Genomic DNA, 15,187 nt, shown 5'->3' on the forward strand with positions numbered 1-15,187 from the left:
GTGCTGTTAAATCATTCTGATGCTTGTTTGTTTGAATGAGCCGCGTTTTTTCATTATCGGCTCTAGTGCATAGCGTGCTGCATCAATCCAATGGTTATGCTCATCCATTAATACTGGTAACACATCGCCACTCAATCGGTCTGTTTTGTAGCTGTATAGCCTGAACTCACTTGCAACCTGTTTGCAGTCGGGGTGGATGATGATTTCATCAAATGACTTCATGAACTCGATGCCATCCTCTACACTGCCTTTGCCCTTTTTCACGCCCACCATCTTTGGCAGTCCATGTCGCTTTAAGTAGCTGATAGATTCAGGACGCGCACTGTCTGCACGCATCGGGTATTTGGCTGCATTAGGCATGTGGCGCAGTATGTGTGGTGCGGTTGCGTCCAGCTCCAAGCCAGTCTTTCCGCACTCACGGCGTATGTGTAGCGTGTTGCCATTGATATAGCACTCAACGCCAGCAGTCGGATCGTTTGCGAATCCAAAGTCGAGACCATAGTATGGCCCTTGCCAGTTTGATTGTGGCTCGAATGCTTGGATACGGTATTTATTGCGGAAAACTTGTGCTTCAGATTGCGTCCGATACGCGCCCTCCCAAATCCACGCATATTCTTCAGGACTTAAGCGGCGCATATCGTCCAGCCGCTCTTGTTCAAGTACAGCAGGAAACCACGGATTGTCTGTGTAATTCATCTCGACAATGATTGCATCACTTGGAGGCGTTACGCGAAATCGCGTATCGGTCGCGGACCCTTTTGCCTCAGGATTCCATGTCACCCACACTTCTGAATCATTTTCACGCACTGTAGGCGTGAGTTTCTTCCATGCAATATCTGAGACTGTTTCAGCTTCATCTACCCATGCAACCAGTATTCGCGCTTTAGACTTGATGCTGTCTAGGTTTGTACGCAAACCGCAAAATGAATAACTGACTAAGCCATTTTTGGTTCGTATGTACTTTTCACCAATGTCAAAATAATCATTCAGCCACGGTATTGAGTGGATTGCCTGCTTCACCTCCTCCATCGAAGAATCTTCAAGCGAGTTCATAAACTCACGGCCACACAGTATCGTGCCTGATATGCCAGCTTGTGCTGCTTGGTAAGCCTTTACTGCCGACATGAGTGCAAATGTGCGTGTCTTAGCACTTCCCCGCCCACCGTGTGCGCCCTTGTACCGTGACTTGCTCGCAAATACAGGTATTAGCTTCGGTGGTAACTCAATCCGTGCCGTTTGTGACATTTGGTGCTACCAATTGAATTATGGTTGGTGCTTGATTCATCTTATCGCCACCTGTTGTGACATCTAACTCTTGTTTGTCAGACCATCCAAAATTCTTTAATGCGAAAATTGGCCCTGTAGCAGAGCTGAAAGTGTTGAGTCGTTTTTCATACTCCATTTCAACCAGAAGCTTTGCCCTTTTTACCGAGTCCAGAAATTCAGGATATTCCTCATAATTATAGAAAGCTTGCTTGCTACTCAGGCCAAGTGCAAGGATTAAACCCGTAAGCAAGATTGGTTCTTCTTTTGAGCGACACCAACTAATGTAGGTATCCACACGCTCATCAAATTCTTGCGGCGACTTTATCAGTCTTGGCCGACCCACAGCATTTGGCGCTGCGTCTTTTGCAGCCTCCGTCATGCTGCTACTCCTTTACTTGTTATTTGCTTGATGCCGCTTCTTTGGTTTGCTTGTGCAACTCATCACGAACCATCTCACGCACAGCATTGGGCAGGTCAATCTGAATAAAATCATCTAACCTCTTATTCATCAGTTTGCTTGAGATTAAATCCATCAGTACACTTACGGCCTGCTCATTCAGCATCTCATTGTGCGCCATCTCCTTGAGCCTACCAACTTCCACGCCCATAGCATTGGCAAATGGATACATAATTTCGGGCGCAAACTCAACCAATGTCTGTACTGTGTTTAATGTGATTTTTCCTGATTTAATTACAGTTGAAATTGCAGCACTTAGATATTGCTCATCACTTCTCATGTCATCAATATTCATTTAATCTCCATTACTGCGGCCTTAGCCTGCTTATTCATCTCATCTTGAACAATAGCACGCACAGCATTGGGCAGTGTAGTTTTAATAAAGTCATCCAGCATCGATTGAAACTCTTTCGTATCAACGCTAATCTTCATTTCTGCATTAGCCATATCTTGCCCTTTGCTATCGTCATTCATTGCTGAGAATCGGTAATGGCCACTATTCATACCCTTGGCGCCACCAAACTTCATTGATTCATCGGCATGGTATTGAATGGTAACAATGCCGTCTTTCACTTCCACACTGCTGACATTATCCCCAAGCGCATTGCCTTGGCTGTCACATGGGACAATCACAGTGCCGTGATTTGGATAGTGCTTTGTCGTTAATCCAAGCTTCATTTGATTTCACTCCACTTCTTCAACGGACACGCCTCGGTCGCATACTCAATCTTCTTGAGCACCTTGCAACCACACTCCAAGCACTTGTCGTCACTGAGTATCGTTGCTGGCGATGGCATCCCGTTCTTTCGGCTCACTTGGTCGCATTGCTCACATATCAAATAGCGCTCTTTCTGTTGTTCTTTTGTTGCAAGCACCTGTTCGCCTGTCAGCGCAGCTTTAACCACCTTGCCAGCAGATTGCACAAAATGCTTGGCTTCTCGTGCCAGTCGTCTTTCTTCACATGATTGACAGCCCATCACTTAACCTTTCTCAATAGCATCACAAGCCAAAGCAGGAATGCCCACAACTGTTTTAAGCTTTGTTTGCGCTCATTCATTGAATCACTCGCTCGGGCATCATCTTGATAATCGCATCACGGGTCAGCACCACTTTTGACCAATCGTGAAAGTATTGGAACGTGAACTCGTCACCATCAATCTTTAAGCACTTGGCCGCATTGCCGCTTGGCAGTATCAATTGAGTGCCAATCTTGATGTTTAATTGTCTGCGTTGCATATTTAACGCCCATGAAAAAACCCGCCTCAATGGACGGGTTCAATATCTTTAAATTTTCGCGTTTCTTCGACATATCTGTGTGATATGTACACGCTGTAAGCTAATTTACTTAGTCAAACATAAACAGCAATCTCTATCATGCTTAAGGATTACATTCATCCACTGAATATGTTTGATTAAATAAACTAATTCACTTAAAACATGCGGCACCACAAGCGAGGATTACTCTTAATTGGTTTGGACTTACCCTGTATGCCATTTACCGCATGTTCTAAATAAACTAAAAGCACCTTGATTCTTGATTAAACAAGTGCTTTAAAGAGTAAAGCAGGCGGTAACCACCTGCTGTTACCCTGTTTCAGTAAGATTGTTGAGCGGTAAGACGCCCCTATATTCAACAGCCTAAAATGCAAGCTCTGCCGAATATAGCTAAATCATACTAAAAGTGTGTCACCTTGTCAACAGCATATCGTTTTTTAAATCAAAATGTTGTGATGCTATGCAGCAATTTTCTCACACCAAAATAACTTTTTTGCTCGAAGCTCCTGTTCAAGCTTTTCCTCTGCTGCATACTGCCACTCTCTGCATTGTTTTTCTATCTTGTCTCGATAGCGATACAGCACTTTGCGCTCTTTGTCGTGCTTATCTGCAAGCCGCATCATTTTGTATTGCTTATCACCCTTGCAGTACAAACTTGCAAGCAAATCATCAACAATCAAAATGTTCATGCAAACATGGTCAAATTGCGTTGCAAGCGTTACCAGACCATCTGCAAAGTCTGTGCTGCCACGGCCATACTCGCACTGTATCGCAGCTAGCTCAAACGGGTGGTGGCTTAGTATTGCCTCAACTGTTTGAATCACCCATACGGCCTGTGCAAGCTTCTCCTGTGCGCTTAAATCATCGGGCGATGTACTGGCACTTGCACCGCATTGCTCACCCAGGCGCATAATTGCCGCTGTGTTACTGTAGCCCATTGTGCTACGTTCTGCTGTTTCGTATGACCAACGCAATGCGTGACCTAAGTTTCTGAACATAGCTAAATCCCCTTTATCAAACCTTTATTGACCAAAATGTCCTGCGTTCTAAGCACTGCGGTCTTAAATTCACTGTCCAGATATTCGCCATCAAAATCAGTCTTTACACGACCATCAAGCACATCATGGCAAGCACTGCACGCATAAGCGCCAAATATGTCCTTAGGCTTCTTACCCATACCGCCTAGACCGCCCTTGCGGTAATGAGCAAATACAGTGGTTTCGCTGTTATAGTTGCAAATACCGATTAAGCGCACCTGGCATTCTTCATTTCTTGCTGACTGTGTGATTTTGCTCATCAGTAAACACCTCGAAATTGCACGCCACTCTCAATCCCGTACGCTTCAACATAGGTAATCAGGCTTGCACAGCGCTTAATGCTCATTTTTGCTGTGGATTCACGAATATTCACCCATTCACCCTCCAGTCCCGTGACTACCTGATGCGGCAAATCGGTAGCAACTGCATGGCCTGATACAAACAATGGCTTCCATTGCTGAGGCTTGAGCCATTCACCCTGATATGGCAATTGTTCAGCTACATCGCCAATCATTGCGTGTAAACAGGCGTTTTGCTCATCACTGCGTGTTTTCTCTCGCAACTCAATGACCACTTCCTCATGCTCCAGCAATCCAGCATCAAGTAATTGCATCATCAAGAACAAAACGTGCTCTCTGTTTTTTGGGTTTATGAATCGTGTTACTTTGTTCATTCCATCACCTCATACCGAATCAACAAGCCGCCATCTTTTACTGGCTCGCCGTATTGCAGCTTTATCTTGCGCACTTGGTTGTCATTGACATACAAGCAGCCCTGTAAAGCGTCTAGGGCGACCTTTAAGCAGTTATCAAGGTCTAGGCATACCTTTGACGCTTCGCCGCTCTTTGTAAGCTTTGGCAGCAGCTCTATCGACAAGCAAACGTGGTTATCAATTGGCGCTCTACCAACAATGACTGCAATTTGGCTTTTGTAAGCCACAGCCTCTTTAGATACGATGCTGCGGCCTTTGAAGTGCTTCCAGTATCGATTGGCGCTAATTGGGTACGGCAGCATGTATGTTTTCATCAATTCCCATCCCAGCTTTCGTTAATTGTCATCGTAGCCATCCACATAGCCGTAGCCCTCACCTGTTATTGCGTCATACCCCTCAAACCACATCACCCACCATAGGAAAAAATAAACTGGGTTAATCATTGCTCCACCTCCTCAATCAATCTCGCCAAATACCACTGCGCCTTTTTCAAATCCTCGGCAGGATTCACTTTCTTCTCATAGCGCCACATGTACTTTTGCACATTGCCTTTTAAGTAGCCTGTGAACGCGTCAGGCGTCATGCTGGCTTTGATGGCATCTATGCATTCAATTTCACCGCTTGCGTAGTGTGAGGGGCTGTTTACTGCGTCATGAGCAGCCTCAGCGCCACCCCAGTGCTGCATCTTGTCGTTTTGGCACAAACTCACAGTTTTAAAACCATCCTGCTCGACGCTGCATGAATCACACAAATTGCTCATGTGGCCGTAACCTCCTATAAATCCACACTGTTTGCATCCAACCATCACTCACCCCGCAATCCAATTGATAAAATTAACCAATATGCTCACTAAGCCAAATGCAGACATCGCACCAAGCGCCATTGCAAAACCCTGCATCGTCCAGTCAATGTGTTTTTCTGCTTCTGTTTTCAAATTAGTGCAATGAATTGAAGTGATATCGACATCATCCAAGTTCTGATTGGCTTCTAAAACGAACCTTGAAATTGCAGAGATATTGCTTTCCGTGCCTCTGTAATTCTTGAATGTGATACTTGTTGAGCCAATACACTTCGAGCCGTCCTTGTTGTCGCCCATGTAATTTACTAGCAGCACTTTCTTACTCATCACTCACCCCCTCAACTTGTCCGAATACTCTTGCAATGCACACCACACGTTGTAATAAATTTCAGAGAACAGCATCACTCACCCCTTGAATAGCCACCAGCAAAGCAACTGCTGCAATAAAAAACGGAAATAAAATTAAAACAATTCCGATAAAGGCATAATCCCAAACATGGTATTGCACGCATTGCCAGGTTTTCTTTGCAGCAAGTTCGACATACCAAAATCCTAGGCAAACGAAATAAGCGAACCAAAAAAACGGGATTAAAATATCAACACTTTCCATCACTCACCTCTCACTAATTCAACAATCACACCATTTTCAGCACACACCGCTTTGCAGTTGCAGCAAATCTTGTTAGCACCCCATACACGCATCGTTGCGCCCATTTCAGCCCCTGCATCATCCCATTGGCTGATTGCCATCACTTCGGCATGGGCTGGCTGACGGCATATTTCGCGGCACTTTGTGTAACCCTCACCACTTGATCGTGGGCACTTGGTTTGTGGATTAGCACAGCCATTAAACCCATAAAACTTTGCGCCACTTGGTGTTGTCAGCTCTGCAAATACAGTCTTGTCAGCGCACCAGCCTAATCCCGATTTTTCTTGCAGTTCTTTAATGTGAGCGCTTACAGTTACTATTTGCTCGTACTGCTTAACTCGACTTGCGAAATGAGCATCTTGCTTTTCCATATCATCCAGTAAATCTTTAACTGGTCTTTTTTTGGCTTTATTCATTTATCGCCCCTTTGTCCTAGCCATTGCTTACGTTTTTCAATCGTTTCTTCGTCTGCTTCTTGAAATCTGTTACAACTTGAAATGCGGCCTAAAAATTCCCACTCGTTGCCCAGCTTACACACGCCCCAATACTTCATTTTTGCTTGGGCCGCATCTTGGTAGCTTATGTGCTGGCAGTTATCGCAGTTCATCACTTATCGCCATCTTGTCCGCCAACATTGCCAGCATTGCGCCTGTACGTTGCTGACCAATGCGGCGCTGCTCAGGGGTCAATGTTTGGCCTGTAAGCAACAATTCGCGTGTTTCTGTGGAGTTATCAGGCAAGTAAGCCAATGCACGGCTGCGGTCTAATTTGCCCTGTGCAGTCGCTTCCTTAATTTTCATATCGCGCTGCTCTTTGTCTGTGCCAGCCTCAACAACCCATCTGCAAGGCTCTGATTGCCTCTCTGCTTTCATTCGCTCATACATGCGCAGGAATGCTTGTCTTGCGCCGTATTTGTCACCACAAGTCCACAGCGTGCGTGCATCACCTGCCGCTAGTTGCGCAATTTCAGGAATCACGATGGTCAATGACTCGCTCGTCATGCCATCAGCCACCAATGCCCATGCTTCATCAGCAGATGGGTAGCCGTCATCCAAGAAATCTAAGATTGCAGCCAATGTTAAACGGCCTTTGTGCTCACGACGCACACGGTTTAAGGCTTTGTGAACTTGGTTGAAGTCGTATGCAGCCAATTCTTGCACCACAGCATCCAAAGTGGCCTCAGACCATTTTGTGTCTGTCATCTCAGTGATAATCACCAAGGCTTGCAGGATTTGTATTTTCTGTTCACGGGTAGCCATGTGATTCACTCCTGTTCGGCAGCGTATTTGGCTGCCAAAGAATCGAATGCAGATAAGCGTGATTGGGTTTCATCAGCTTGGCGGGCTTGTGTGGCTGTTGATTTACGGCCTGTAATCCACTGTTGGCGCAATTTTTGGAAGTCACGCAGTAACAGGCTCAAGTCATGGCCTGAGTTGGTGTAGAAAAAGCTGTTGTCAGTCAGGTAGTGAGCAGCAATCAATGGCGCATCATCACGGCCAACGTATTCAACAAACTTGGCAATCATGGCATTGGTTTTGGCATTGCGAATCGGGTCTACCCCGTAGCGGTTGGCGTAAGCAATGCTGTAGGCATCCCAGCAAGCAACGTTTGCAGCACGCTTTTCTTTGTCTACAGGTTTGGCTGGTTTCTTGTCTGCTGGTTGTGCTTGTTCTGCATCCAACACAGCAGGCAAATTTTCGGCGCAGACATCGTCGGCAGACGTGTCGGCAAAAGTATTATGTTTGTAATCTTCTGTAGTAATCTCTTGGTAATCTAATGCTCCTATATACGAATCCCCTTTTTGCGATTCGTCGGATTGCTGATTTGTAGTTTCCCGAATCACTGATTTGTAGTTTCCCGAATCCCCTTTTTGCGAATCGGGAATATCGCTATTGCGTTTCGCGGATTTCTCCATAAAATCAACCATCACAATGTCGTATGCATCGAAATCGATTTTGAAATAAAGGCGATGCTCAAGGCGCTTGTGGGTTTCATGTAAAACACCCAATTCACGCAGCTTTTTGCGAGCAGTTTCTTGCTCTTTTGTGGTCAAGCCTGTTTCTTGCTCAATCTCTGCGGCAGTCTTGTAAACGCCAAGCTCGTGGTCTGTTTTGTCCGACCAGTAAACAAGCTGCCCGAACAAGACAGCAGCATTAACGCCGCCAAGGGGCTTGGCTAAGCGTGGGTGATAGGCAATAGGCTTGCCAATGTGTCTTAAAAAATCTGATGCTTTCATCCAACTACCCTGCCTTCAATTGAGCCGCCTTTGTTGACATTGACCGCTACATATTCCATAATCAATTCACCTTTCGTAGTTAAATGTTTTAAATTAGCCGCTATTGCTGTAGCGGCTTTTCTTTTGCCTCACGCTGCCATCTCCTCAATCGCACGCGCAATCCGAGCCAAGCCCTTAGGCGTTACCAATACTTGCGTACTCAAAAGCTCCACCTGTTGGCTTTTGCTGAAATAGCGGTACTCCGAATGGTGCAAGTAGCCTGTTTGGATTTTGTCTTGGTAGCCAATCCAACTTCCCTTACCATCGCGCTTGTAAATCCATTTATGCTGACTTAACCAGTCAGTCAGGCGACGAGGCTGCATACCCAAGGTTTTGGCTGCATCGGTTAAGCACAAATCACCATCAGCTTGAGAAATGCGGTCTAACGCAGCCGCTTTAGGTGCTGCCAGTGCCAATTGGTCTTGCAAGTCAGCAGCTAGGCGTAGAGCCTCTGAGAACGACTGCGGCAACATGGGTGCACTCTTGGCCTTACGTTCACATTCAATGAAGTACAGGCGTGCTTGTTTGCCCTTCTCGTTGCGCTCAACCATCGAAAGCTCTTTCGCCATATCAAGCGAGATGTGGTATTCAGTGGATGGGCGACCTTTTACTAAATTTTTAGTAAAAGTCACAAAGTCTTGATTTTCAATAAATTCAAATTCTTCAATGCGGTTGCCAATCCAATCATTGAAGCGGCTCTTCACTTCCAAAAACTCATGCAACTCGCGCGCTGAGACCGTTTGTATTGCCTCGCCGTTGAGCGTGCTATTGACCAATGAAAATAATTCGTTCATACTTTTCTCCGTTGTCTGGAAGGCGACATTAATATTTGATATGGGAATCGCCAGTGCCTTCGGGTGCTGGCTTTTCTTCATTCTGAAACCGACTGACGCAAACACACTGCGGCTTCAATCAATTCATCCAAGTGAGCAATAATTTCTTTTCGCTCTCGACGTGACAAATTCTCACCAAGCTCAGAATCATCATGGGTGGCATTTTTAATCGCCTCGCCCACATCACCACACGCGCCAAACACATCAATAAAGTGACTTAGAACGTCTTGAGCCGATGCCCGACAATTCGGTAATGGCATAACCATGTAGTCAATCAAATACGCCATAGAGCGCAACGGGGTGGCATCCTGTGACAACTGCAAAATATTGCACGCGTCGTACAGGGATAAATGTGCATGGTCAGAATTTGGGTTCAACTTGTTATTGAGTGACCGCTCATTCTGTAATCCCATGTCCTGTGCCATTTTTGAAACGCTGCGACCGTCCCCGTATTTCCGAGATGCAAGTCGAAACAAATTCAAAATGTCGGGATGTTCCGTGACTTCTTGGTTAAAACTCATGTGATTTATTCCTCAGGGCTTGGGATACTTGTTGCGTGCTTTTAGCAGTGACTCAAACGCAAGGTCATAAGCAGAGACTCCTGTCGCATCCTCAATATCTAAAGCCGCAGAAGGTGTGATTTGATTTCTGCCTTTTACCCAGCTATTTATAGTTTTTCGGTCTCGTCCTATCAGTCTTGCCAGTTTGGACTGACCACCAGCCACCTGAACGGCTTTATTGATTGCAGCGGTCATGAAAACTCCTTTTAAAATTTACATACAGTCTATTTTGAATGGACTTAAATGTCAATCTAAAATGCACGACTTTTGTCTATTATTAATATACGATTCAGGGGATTTAAATGGATTTTGAGATTATGGAAATTGATATTGGCAAGTGGGTTAAACAAGCAAGGGAATCTGCTGATTTAAGTCAAGAACAGTTAGCGCTTGACCTCGGGTACAAAGGGAAAGGGACTGTATCAGCGTGGGAAAAGAATACCAATGCAATACCCTTTGATAAGATTCTCGAGATATCCCAAAGAACTGGCGCGGTATTGCCTTATGCTAATCAGAGTGACTCGCGCCCAGTAGTCTATAAAGACCCTAACGACGGTCCAATTAAATTAAAACTTTATGACGTGGCCGCGTCCTGCGGAAGTGGTAGATTTAATTCAAACTACCCTGATTTAATAAGAACCGTGTCTTTTACCGAAGAGGCAGCTCTAGAGTTATTTGGCACTACTAACTTAAATCATGTACAGATGATTCCACCTGATGGGGATTCAATGGAGCCAACCATCCCTCAGAAGTCAATGTGCTTCATCAAAACTGACATTAATGAAATTGTAAGTAGTGGTATATATTTATTTACCTTCCAAGGTGCGACATTTTTTAAGCGACTTCACATATCCAAAGGGAACGTGATTCAGGTGACTTCAGATAATAGAGTTTACGAAAAAGGTGATTTTGAAATTACTCCATCTGAACAGGATGAGCTTGTGATACATGGAAAGCTTTGGCGAGCAGTAGATTTGAATCTTATTCAGCTATAACCCCACACTCTGCGGGAGGTGTGGGTGGGTTGTAGAGGTGGGTGCAAAGCTGCGCCATTGATTAAAAATTCACTTTTAAGTAAACTATGATTTGTAAAACAATCTACAATGGCGTTAAGCCGATAGTGGCTATAGCAAAAAATGAAAGTGAAAAATCTATTTTTGAAACTGATTTTGATACTTTTAAAAACCAAAGTAGTACTCAAGGCTCTGCTTATAACCTAGAAGCAATGATGGAAAGATATAGTGCTGGAGAAATGCTCACTGATGGAATGTTCCATATTGCTGGAGAGTACAAGGGTGTAACAATACATGAGTTTAAAGCTGGTAGATTGCGAATATATTGTGCAAAAGCTCCTAACGGTGGATTAATTGTACTTTCGCATACCGAGATGAAAAAAAACTCAAAAAACACCAAAGCAAAGTTTAGCTCAAGCAAAAACTGCTTTGGATACATATATTAGCTTTATCGCACTTACAAGTTAGGAATGTAAAATGAAGCAACTTAAGACTCCTGAACTAGCCAAGGACATCTCTAGAGTTAAGATTGATTTTGCTTTGCAATTAAATAACTTGATGATTGAAAAAAATATTAGTCAAAAAGAATTGTCTGAAAAAACAGGAAAAAGCAAATCATTAATCTCTAGAATTCTTTGTGGGGACAATAATCTAACAATGGAAACAATGGTAGAACTGTACCATGCTCTTGATGAAGTATTAATCATATCCACACAAAAAATAATTATAAATAATGCGTTCATGCTTTTAACAAGAAAATATAATCACGTGCATCACAGTACAAGCAAAGCAGCAAACATTTCAAATGCAAACATTAGTAGATTCATAACTTCAAGCGATAAGAGCCAAGGTATTAAAAATGATGCCATATTACAATTGTTAAAAAAATCAAATAAAACCCAACAAGCTATTGTTTCAATCAATAAGAATAGATAATTATGTTTGATATTGAATTAAATTTACAAGAGATTCGTGTAATAAGTTTTGATACGGATTACTGTGATAATTTTAGAGATTTGTGGCTTTCTGGTGCGCTTGAAAAAGCGGATATCTCTGAAGATTTAAGTATTTCACTTGTAGATGCTTTATTTCGAGAAGATTCAAGGTTAATGCATTTTATATTCAAGGCTGAATATAAAAGTGGTGAGAATTTGGAATCCGACAATGAGTCATTATTTCTGTGTATTGACTCAGAGTACTCAATAATCGTTCTAGTTGAGCCTAGAAACGAATCTGAATGGAATGAAGATATGCTAAATGAAATGTTAGAAAGTATAGACCAAAAAGACAATAAGCTACCCCAAGTATTTGATATAGTTCATGCTCAAATCTCACAATCCACAAAAGATATTCTTTATAAACTTGGCATAAACTCAAAAATATCTGTCGCATCCCTATAATTAAAATGACTTAATAACCGCCCTCGTGGCGGTTTTCCTGTCTCACCCTCACCCAAACAGCACAAGCCGCCGAAAGGCGGTTTTTTGTTATCAATTTTAAATTCATATTTTTTTCAATCAAAAACAATAGCTTAACCATATGTGCATTTTAAATGTCTATTTATGATTGACAAGCAATGTCTATTTTAAATATACTTCACCCATCGAATCACGAAGCACACATCAACACGGGTTTGGTCTAGGTGCGTAGCGGCAGTAATTAACAATTCAATAGCGAAGCAAGCGACCCACTCTGACTGGTGAGGGGTAAATAGACTGGAGCGTTAAACGCTTGCGCGCCAAATCATTCGCTGATGGTAATCCCTATCGGGCACCTGAAAGAAGTATGCGGACACATTACAAGGCGTAGGTAAACCCAAAGCACGACAGCAACCGTGGGGATGTCTATAGGACGCACGGAGGGATGTAATTAGCGGTGCATGTAATCGGCAAGTCGGCTAGAAATTGGCAGTAGTAAATTTTTATAACCAATTCAATTAAGGCAAATATATGGAATTGCATCGAGATAACAACGGCGTTATCACAAGCCACATTTCAACTGAAAACCCAGGGCATAACTACGAAATTTGCCACGATGATGGTTTTGTATCCATTGATTTCCAAAATGGGCCCGTTAAAGAAAATGGTGTGAACGGCATCACGTCAGAAGCCCTGCTGTCAATTTTGATTCACCGTACCGAAGTGCTTAATAGCAACTTTCCTTGTGCTGAAAATGAAGCAGCAATTGCTGGCTTGAAAGCCGCACTTGAAGCATTTGAAAGCCGCACCCGTGACCGCATTGCTCGTCAGGTTGAAGGCGAAAATAAGGTTTAAGCGCACACCCCACGGTGGTGCTGACCAGAGCTAAATAAACAGCAAACCCTTGCGTTTGCTTGCTCTGGTGGTGGTGCTGGCGTGGTACATATTTGATGTTTGTGAGGGCAAGACATGGCGGCATTGGCCATTGAGCAGCGAGCGAGGCGATTGGGGCAGACATCATCTTACTTAGACCCATAAGACTTGAAGTGTGGAAGCTTCTTAACGCAATCCATTAACCACGGAGAACCTGAAGCATTGCATTGCCGCGATGCCAGGGCGCTTTACTTGAACGAGATGCAAGTATGACAGCTCGGAAAGACGAGCAACCTAGATTTCACACAGAAGAGCGCAGGCATGAAAAAAAATGCGGTCAATCAACGGTAGTCCAAATCCTAGTTGGGTTGTGATGTACGAGCGCGGCTGCTCTTTTCTGTGTGGGATTTTTAACGAGTGGAGGTAGTGAGATGATTATTCAGAAGGATGCTGAGGATTTAGGCCGCAGCAAAATGGCACAACTCATGTTGTTGCTTATTCAAAATACAACACAGGAAAAGTTGTCAGAAATCATGGCCGATATGGCTATGAAAGGTGTTGATAGCATTGCTATTGACCCAAGCGGCAAACTGGAAATTGTTTGGTCTGAACCTTAAACAAGTTATGCGTTAGTGGCATCGATAAAACCACCGAGCCAGTGCGAGGCTGGCATCTAGCGTATTCAACAAAGGCGGTGGCGAAACCACTTTTCTAAGCTTAAGCAGTTTCATCCAGCTGCCGCCTTTCCTGAGTACGCTCCCTTAACCCCCCAGCAATGGGGGTATTTTTTTGGAGAAACAGGATGACAGCAATCGCCAAGGCCGCAGGCAAGCGGTTTGAAGTAACCAAAGACGGGAAGCACATCAGCTTTCACAAAACCATGGAAGCGGCCTGTGAGGCGGTCAGCGCCATGGATTTGACGTGGACGCGACAAGTAACGCGCTATCCTGCGGTACCCATCACTTACAACAATCGAAGGGATTGAGAGTGAGTACAAATAAAGAATTACTAAAAGCTTTAACAAGATTGGTTTTTGACTTAAAAGAACTTTTTGAAGAGTCCTATGGTGTAGCTGGGCTTAATCTTAATGGTGAAATCGCAAGATGGGAAGATTTAACTCGTGGCGGCTTTATGGATGAATGGTTGTTTTCATACGAGCCTGCATATAAGTTGCTCGAAAAAATTCAAAGCTTGGAATCAAATAGCGAGGCTCAGGAAAAATGACAATCAAACGCACCCTATGCGGCCTACTGGCCGCTTTTTTATTGGCCTCGTGCGGCTCTACAGCAGACCGACACGATGTCACGTTACAGCAGTCGTCACAGGCCGCACTGGACTTATTGCAGATTGAAGCTGACCAACGCCGCGCGATGATTGAATGGCACCAAACGAAGCTGCGCATTGAAGCTGAAACCAAGGAGTATGAGGCCGCGCTTGAGGCTGCTTTGGTGGCGCGGCGGGCGACGGGGGATTACGGTGAAGTGTATGACTAAGCCCGTAATCGTCTGCCTACTCGGCCTCGCATGGGAAATCCTGAAAACGCCATACTTCTATCTAAAACACTACAAAAAGGTATTCAAATGAATCAACAACCAATCATCGCCTACAAAGGCTTTAACGCTGACTTAACTTGCCGAGATTTTCAGTTTCAAATTGGTGAAACATACACGCACGAGGGCAAAGTTGAGGCTTGCGCTTCAGGGTTTCATGCGTGTGAAAATCCGATGGATGTCTTTAACTACTACAACCCAACATCACGATTTGCAATTGTTGAATGCTCAGGCGAAATCAGCAAGGAAAGTAACAGTGATTCAAAAATTGCGTGTGGGAGTATTCACATCAAAGCTGAGATAGGCTTGCCAACTCTGATTTCCAAGGCTGTTGATTTGATTTTATCAAAGATTAAATGGGATACCGCCAAAGAATCAAACACTGGCTTCCAGTCAGCAGCAACCAACACGGGCTACTACTCAGCAGCAACCAACACGGGCTACCAGTCAGCAGCAACCAAAAACTGGCT

At 44.1% G+C, this 15,187-nt stretch carries 29 protein-coding genes; 10 read left to right on the forward strand and 19 right to left on the reverse strand.

What is annotated here, in order from left to right:
• Window positions 1-6 precede the first annotated feature (6 nt).
• The 19 genes from BN3003_RS13655 to BN3003_RS13750 all read right to left on the reverse strand — a co-directional run bounded on the left by BN3003_RS13655 (window position 7) and on the right by BN3003_RS13750 (window position 10,058).
• Window positions 7-1,245, reverse strand: coding sequence for a PBSX family phage terminase large subunit (locus tag BN3003_RS13655; RefSeq protein ID WP_058357209.1), 1,239 nt, complete (start codon window positions 1,243-1,245; stop codon window positions 7-9).
• Window positions 1,223-1,645 carry a terminase small subunit gene (locus BN3003_RS13660; protein WP_058357210.1) on the reverse strand — a complete coding sequence of 141 codons (423 nt, stop codon included), beginning with the start codon at window positions 1,643-1,645 and terminating at the stop codon, window positions 1,223-1,225. Before BN3003_RS13660 ends, BN3003_RS13655 begins: the two co-directional genes overlap by 23 nt.
• 19 nt (window positions 1,646-1,664) lie before the next feature.
• Entirely contained in the window at window positions 1,665-2,018 is a 354-nt protein-coding gene (locus tag BN3003_RS13665; protein ID WP_058357211.1) for a hypothetical protein, read from the reverse strand.
• Window positions 2,015-2,401: a hypothetical protein gene (locus BN3003_RS13670; protein WP_058357212.1), complete on the reverse strand. Its 387-nt coding sequence runs from the start codon at window positions 2,399-2,401 to the stop codon at window positions 2,015-2,017. Before BN3003_RS13670 ends, BN3003_RS13665 begins: the two co-directional genes overlap by 4 nt.
• A complete protein-coding gene (locus tag BN3003_RS13675; protein WP_058357213.1) occupies window positions 2,398-2,700 on the reverse strand; it encodes a hypothetical protein in 303 nt (100 codons plus the stop codon). The genes BN3003_RS13670 and BN3003_RS13675 overlap by 4 nt, the downstream gene beginning before the upstream one ends.
• A 76-nt stretch (window positions 2,701-2,776) precedes the next feature.
• Window positions 2,777-2,959 carry a hypothetical protein gene (locus BN3003_RS13680; RefSeq protein WP_058357214.1) on the reverse strand — a complete coding sequence of 61 codons (183 nt, stop codon included), beginning with the start codon at window positions 2,957-2,959 and terminating at the stop codon, window positions 2,777-2,779.
• A gap of 497 nt (window positions 2,960-3,456) precedes the next feature.
• Window positions 3,457-3,996 (reverse strand): hypothetical protein, encoded by a 540-nt coding sequence (locus BN3003_RS13685; RefSeq protein WP_058357215.1) that lies wholly within the window; start codon window positions 3,994-3,996, stop codon window positions 3,457-3,459.
• Between the two features lie 2 nt (window positions 3,997-3,998).
• Window positions 3,999-4,295, reverse strand: a complete 297-nt coding sequence (locus BN3003_RS13690) for a nuclease domain-containing protein (protein WP_058357216.1) — start codon at window positions 4,293-4,295, stop codon at window positions 3,999-4,001.
• Window positions 4,295-4,708 carry a recombination protein NinB gene (locus tag BN3003_RS13695; protein WP_058357217.1) on the reverse strand — a complete coding sequence of 138 codons (414 nt, stop codon included), beginning with the start codon at window positions 4,706-4,708 and terminating at the stop codon, window positions 4,295-4,297. The genes BN3003_RS13690 and BN3003_RS13695 overlap by 1 nt, the downstream gene beginning before the upstream one ends.
• Window positions 4,705-5,061 carry a RusA family crossover junction endodeoxyribonuclease gene (locus tag BN3003_RS13700; protein ID WP_058357218.1) on the reverse strand — a complete coding sequence of 119 codons (357 nt, stop codon included), beginning with the start codon at window positions 5,059-5,061 and terminating at the stop codon, window positions 4,705-4,707. Before BN3003_RS13700 ends, BN3003_RS13695 begins: the two co-directional genes overlap by 4 nt.
• A gap of 125 nt (window positions 5,062-5,186) precedes the next feature.
• On the reverse strand, window positions 5,187-5,507 hold the full coding sequence (locus BN3003_RS13705; RefSeq protein ID WP_199822593.1) for a DUF3310 domain-containing protein: 321 nt from the start codon (window positions 5,505-5,507) through the stop codon (window positions 5,187-5,189).
• Window positions 5,508-5,555: 48 nt separating this feature from the next.
• Window positions 5,556-5,873 carry a hypothetical protein gene (locus BN3003_RS13710; RefSeq protein WP_058357219.1) on the reverse strand — a complete coding sequence of 106 codons (318 nt, stop codon included), beginning with the start codon at window positions 5,871-5,873 and terminating at the stop codon, window positions 5,556-5,558.
• Window positions 5,874-5,934: 61 nt separating this feature from the next.
• On the reverse strand, window positions 5,935-6,156 hold the full coding sequence (locus BN3003_RS13715) for a hypothetical protein (protein WP_058357220.1): 222 nt from the start codon (window positions 6,154-6,156) through the stop codon (window positions 5,935-5,937).
• Window positions 6,156-6,611, reverse strand: coding sequence for a hypothetical protein (locus BN3003_RS13720; protein ID WP_058357221.1), 456 nt, complete (start codon window positions 6,609-6,611; stop codon window positions 6,156-6,158). Before BN3003_RS13720 ends, BN3003_RS13715 begins: the two co-directional genes overlap by 1 nt.
• A 177-nt stretch (window positions 6,612-6,788) precedes the next feature.
• Entirely contained in the window at window positions 6,789-7,454 is a 666-nt protein-coding gene (locus BN3003_RS13730; protein ID WP_058357223.1) for a hypothetical protein, read from the reverse strand.
• 5 nt (window positions 7,455-7,459) lie between these two features.
• A complete protein-coding gene (locus BN3003_RS19000; RefSeq protein ID WP_058357224.1) occupies window positions 7,460-8,431 on the reverse strand; it encodes a hypothetical protein in 972 nt (323 codons plus the stop codon).
• A gap of 128 nt (window positions 8,432-8,559) precedes the next feature.
• Window positions 8,560-9,264 carry a phage antirepressor KilAC domain-containing protein gene (locus tag BN3003_RS13740; RefSeq protein WP_058357225.1) on the reverse strand — a complete coding sequence of 235 codons (705 nt, stop codon included), beginning with the start codon at window positions 9,262-9,264 and terminating at the stop codon, window positions 8,560-8,562.
• 77 nt (window positions 9,265-9,341) lie between these two features.
• Window positions 9,342-9,824, reverse strand: a complete 483-nt coding sequence (locus BN3003_RS13745) for a phage regulatory CII family protein (RefSeq protein ID WP_058357226.1) — start codon at window positions 9,822-9,824, stop codon at window positions 9,342-9,344.
• Between the two features lie 12 nt (window positions 9,825-9,836).
• Window positions 9,837-10,058 (reverse strand): transcriptional regulator, encoded by a 222-nt coding sequence (locus BN3003_RS13750; protein WP_058357227.1) that lies wholly within the window; start codon window positions 10,056-10,058, stop codon window positions 9,837-9,839.
• Window positions 10,059-10,165: 107 nt separating this feature from the next.
• Here BN3003_RS13750 and BN3003_RS13755 point away from each other — a divergent pair, with 107 nt between their 5' ends.
• The 10 genes from BN3003_RS13755 to BN3003_RS13800 form a co-directional block, all read left to right on the forward strand.
• Complete coding sequence (locus BN3003_RS13755) at window positions 10,166-10,858, forward strand: LexA family transcriptional regulator (RefSeq protein WP_058357228.1); 693 nt, start codon at window positions 10,166-10,168, stop codon at window positions 10,856-10,858.
• Window positions 10,859-10,983: 125 nt separating this feature from the next.
• Complete coding sequence (locus BN3003_RS13760) at window positions 10,984-11,322, forward strand: hypothetical protein (protein ID WP_147645445.1); 339 nt, start codon at window positions 10,984-10,986, stop codon at window positions 11,320-11,322.
• A gap of 31 nt (window positions 11,323-11,353) precedes the next feature.
• Entirely contained in the window at window positions 11,354-11,812 is a 459-nt protein-coding gene (locus tag BN3003_RS13765; RefSeq protein ID WP_058357230.1) for a helix-turn-helix domain-containing protein, read from the forward strand.
• A 2-nt stretch (window positions 11,813-11,814) separates the two neighbouring features.
• On the forward strand, window positions 11,815-12,276 hold the full coding sequence (locus BN3003_RS13770; RefSeq protein WP_058357231.1) for a hypothetical protein: 462 nt from the start codon (window positions 11,815-11,817) through the stop codon (window positions 12,274-12,276).
• A 549-nt stretch (window positions 12,277-12,825) separates the two neighbouring features.
• Entirely contained in the window at window positions 12,826-13,149 is a 324-nt protein-coding gene (locus tag BN3003_RS13775) for an Acb2/Tad1 domain-containing protein (protein ID WP_058357232.1), read from the forward strand.
• A 449-nt stretch (window positions 13,150-13,598) separates the two neighbouring features.
• Window positions 13,599-13,784 carry a hypothetical protein gene (locus tag BN3003_RS13780; protein WP_058357233.1) on the forward strand — a complete coding sequence of 62 codons (186 nt, stop codon included), beginning with the start codon at window positions 13,599-13,601 and terminating at the stop codon, window positions 13,782-13,784.
• Window positions 13,785-13,969: 185 nt separating this feature from the next.
• Window positions 13,970-14,152, forward strand: coding sequence for a hypothetical protein (locus tag BN3003_RS13785; RefSeq protein WP_058356805.1), 183 nt, complete (start codon window positions 13,970-13,972; stop codon window positions 14,150-14,152).
• Between the two features lie 2 nt (window positions 14,153-14,154).
• Window positions 14,155-14,391, forward strand: a complete 237-nt coding sequence (locus BN3003_RS13790; RefSeq protein WP_058357234.1) for a hypothetical protein — start codon at window positions 14,155-14,157, stop codon at window positions 14,389-14,391.
• Window positions 14,388-14,660, forward strand: coding sequence for a hypothetical protein (locus BN3003_RS13795; protein WP_058356803.1), 273 nt, complete (start codon window positions 14,388-14,390; stop codon window positions 14,658-14,660). The genes BN3003_RS13790 and BN3003_RS13795 overlap by 4 nt, the downstream gene beginning before the upstream one ends.
• 30 nt (window positions 14,661-14,690) lie before the next feature.
• Window positions 14,691-15,187: DUF7666 domain-containing protein (locus BN3003_RS13800; RefSeq protein WP_199822594.1), on the forward strand; the 497-nt coding region annotated here is incomplete at its 3' end.

The organism is Vitreoscilla massiliensis (assembly GCF_001457815.1).
Lineage (GTDB): Bacteria > Pseudomonadota > Gammaproteobacteria > Burkholderiales > Neisseriaceae > Vitreoscilla > Vitreoscilla massiliensis.

Coding starts and splice junctions, on each gene's coding strand:
- BN3003_RS13775 (WP_058357232.1), top strand. CDS start 12,826: ATGGAATTGCATCGAGATAACAACGGCGTTATCACAAGCCACATTTCA.
- BN3003_RS13745 (WP_058357226.1), bottom strand. CDS start 9,824: ATGAGTTTTAACCAAGAAGTCACGGAACATCCCGACATTTTGAATTTG.
- BN3003_RS13675 (WP_058357213.1), bottom strand. CDS start 2,700: ATGGGCTGTCAATCATGTGAAGAAAGACGACTGGCACGAGAAGCCAAG.
- BN3003_RS13740 (WP_058357225.1), bottom strand. CDS start 9,264: ATGAACGAATTATTTTCATTGGTCAATAGCACGCTCAACGGCGAGGCA.
- BN3003_RS13665 (WP_058357211.1), bottom strand. CDS start 2,018: ATGAATATTGATGACATGAGAAGTGATGAGCAATATCTAAGTGCTGCA.
- BN3003_RS13700 (WP_058357218.1), bottom strand. CDS start 5,061: ATGAAAACATACATGCTGCCGTACCCAATTAGCGCCAATCGATACTGG.
- BN3003_RS13680 (WP_058357214.1), bottom strand. CDS start 2,959: ATGCAACGCAGACAATTAAACATCAAGATTGGCACTCAATTGATACTG.
- BN3003_RS13655 (WP_058357209.1), bottom strand. CDS start 1,245: ATGTCACAAACGGCACGGATTGAGTTACCACCGAAGCTAATACCTGTA.
- BN3003_RS13770 (WP_058357231.1), top strand. CDS start 11,815: ATGTTTGATATTGAATTAAATTTACAAGAGATTCGTGTAATAAGTTTT.
- BN3003_RS13755 (WP_058357228.1), top strand. CDS start 10,166: ATGGATTTTGAGATTATGGAAATTGATATTGGCAAGTGGGTTAAACAA.
- BN3003_RS13720 (WP_058357221.1), bottom strand. CDS start 6,611: ATGAATAAAGCCAAAAAAAGACCAGTTAAAGATTTACTGGATGATATG.
- BN3003_RS13795 (WP_058356803.1), top strand. CDS start 14,388: ATGACAATCAAACGCACCCTATGCGGCCTACTGGCCGCTTTTTTATTG.
- BN3003_RS13705 (WP_199822593.1), bottom strand. CDS start 5,507: ATGAGCAATTTGTGTGATTCATGCAGCGTCGAGCAGGATGGTTTTAAA.
- BN3003_RS13750 (WP_058357227.1), bottom strand. CDS start 10,058: ATGACCGCTGCAATCAATAAAGCCGTTCAGGTGGCTGGTGGTCAGTCC.
- BN3003_RS13685 (WP_058357215.1), bottom strand. CDS start 3,996: ATGTTCAGAAACTTAGGTCACGCATTGCGTTGGTCATACGAAACAGCA.
- BN3003_RS19000 (WP_058357224.1), bottom strand. CDS start 8,431: ATGAAAGCATCAGATTTTTTAAGACACATTGGCAAGCCTATTGCCTAT.
- BN3003_RS13715 (WP_058357220.1), bottom strand. CDS start 6,156: ATGGAAAGTGTTGATATTTTAATCCCGTTTTTTTGGTTCGCTTATTTC.
- BN3003_RS13780 (WP_058357233.1), top strand. CDS start 13,599: ATGATTATTCAGAAGGATGCTGAGGATTTAGGCCGCAGCAAAATGGCA.
- BN3003_RS13690 (WP_058357216.1), bottom strand. CDS start 4,295: ATGAGCAAAATCACACAGTCAGCAAGAAATGAAGAATGCCAGGTGCGC.
- BN3003_RS13660 (WP_058357210.1), bottom strand. CDS start 1,645: ATGACGGAGGCTGCAAAAGACGCAGCGCCAAATGCTGTGGGTCGGCCA.
- BN3003_RS13710 (WP_058357219.1), bottom strand. CDS start 5,873: ATGAGTAAGAAAGTGCTGCTAGTAAATTACATGGGCGACAACAAGGAC.
- BN3003_RS13695 (WP_058357217.1), bottom strand. CDS start 4,708: ATGAACAAAGTAACACGATTCATAAACCCAAAAAACAGAGAGCACGTT.
- BN3003_RS13730 (WP_058357223.1), bottom strand. CDS start 7,454: ATGGCTACCCGTGAACAGAAAATACAAATCCTGCAAGCCTTGGTGATT.
- BN3003_RS13785 (WP_058356805.1), top strand. CDS start 13,970: ATGACAGCAATCGCCAAGGCCGCAGGCAAGCGGTTTGAAGTAACCAAA.
- BN3003_RS13670 (WP_058357212.1), bottom strand. CDS start 2,401: ATGAAGCTTGGATTAACGACAAAGCACTATCCAAATCACGGCACTGTG.
- BN3003_RS13765 (WP_058357230.1), top strand. CDS start 11,354: ATGAAGCAACTTAAGACTCCTGAACTAGCCAAGGACATCTCTAGAGTT.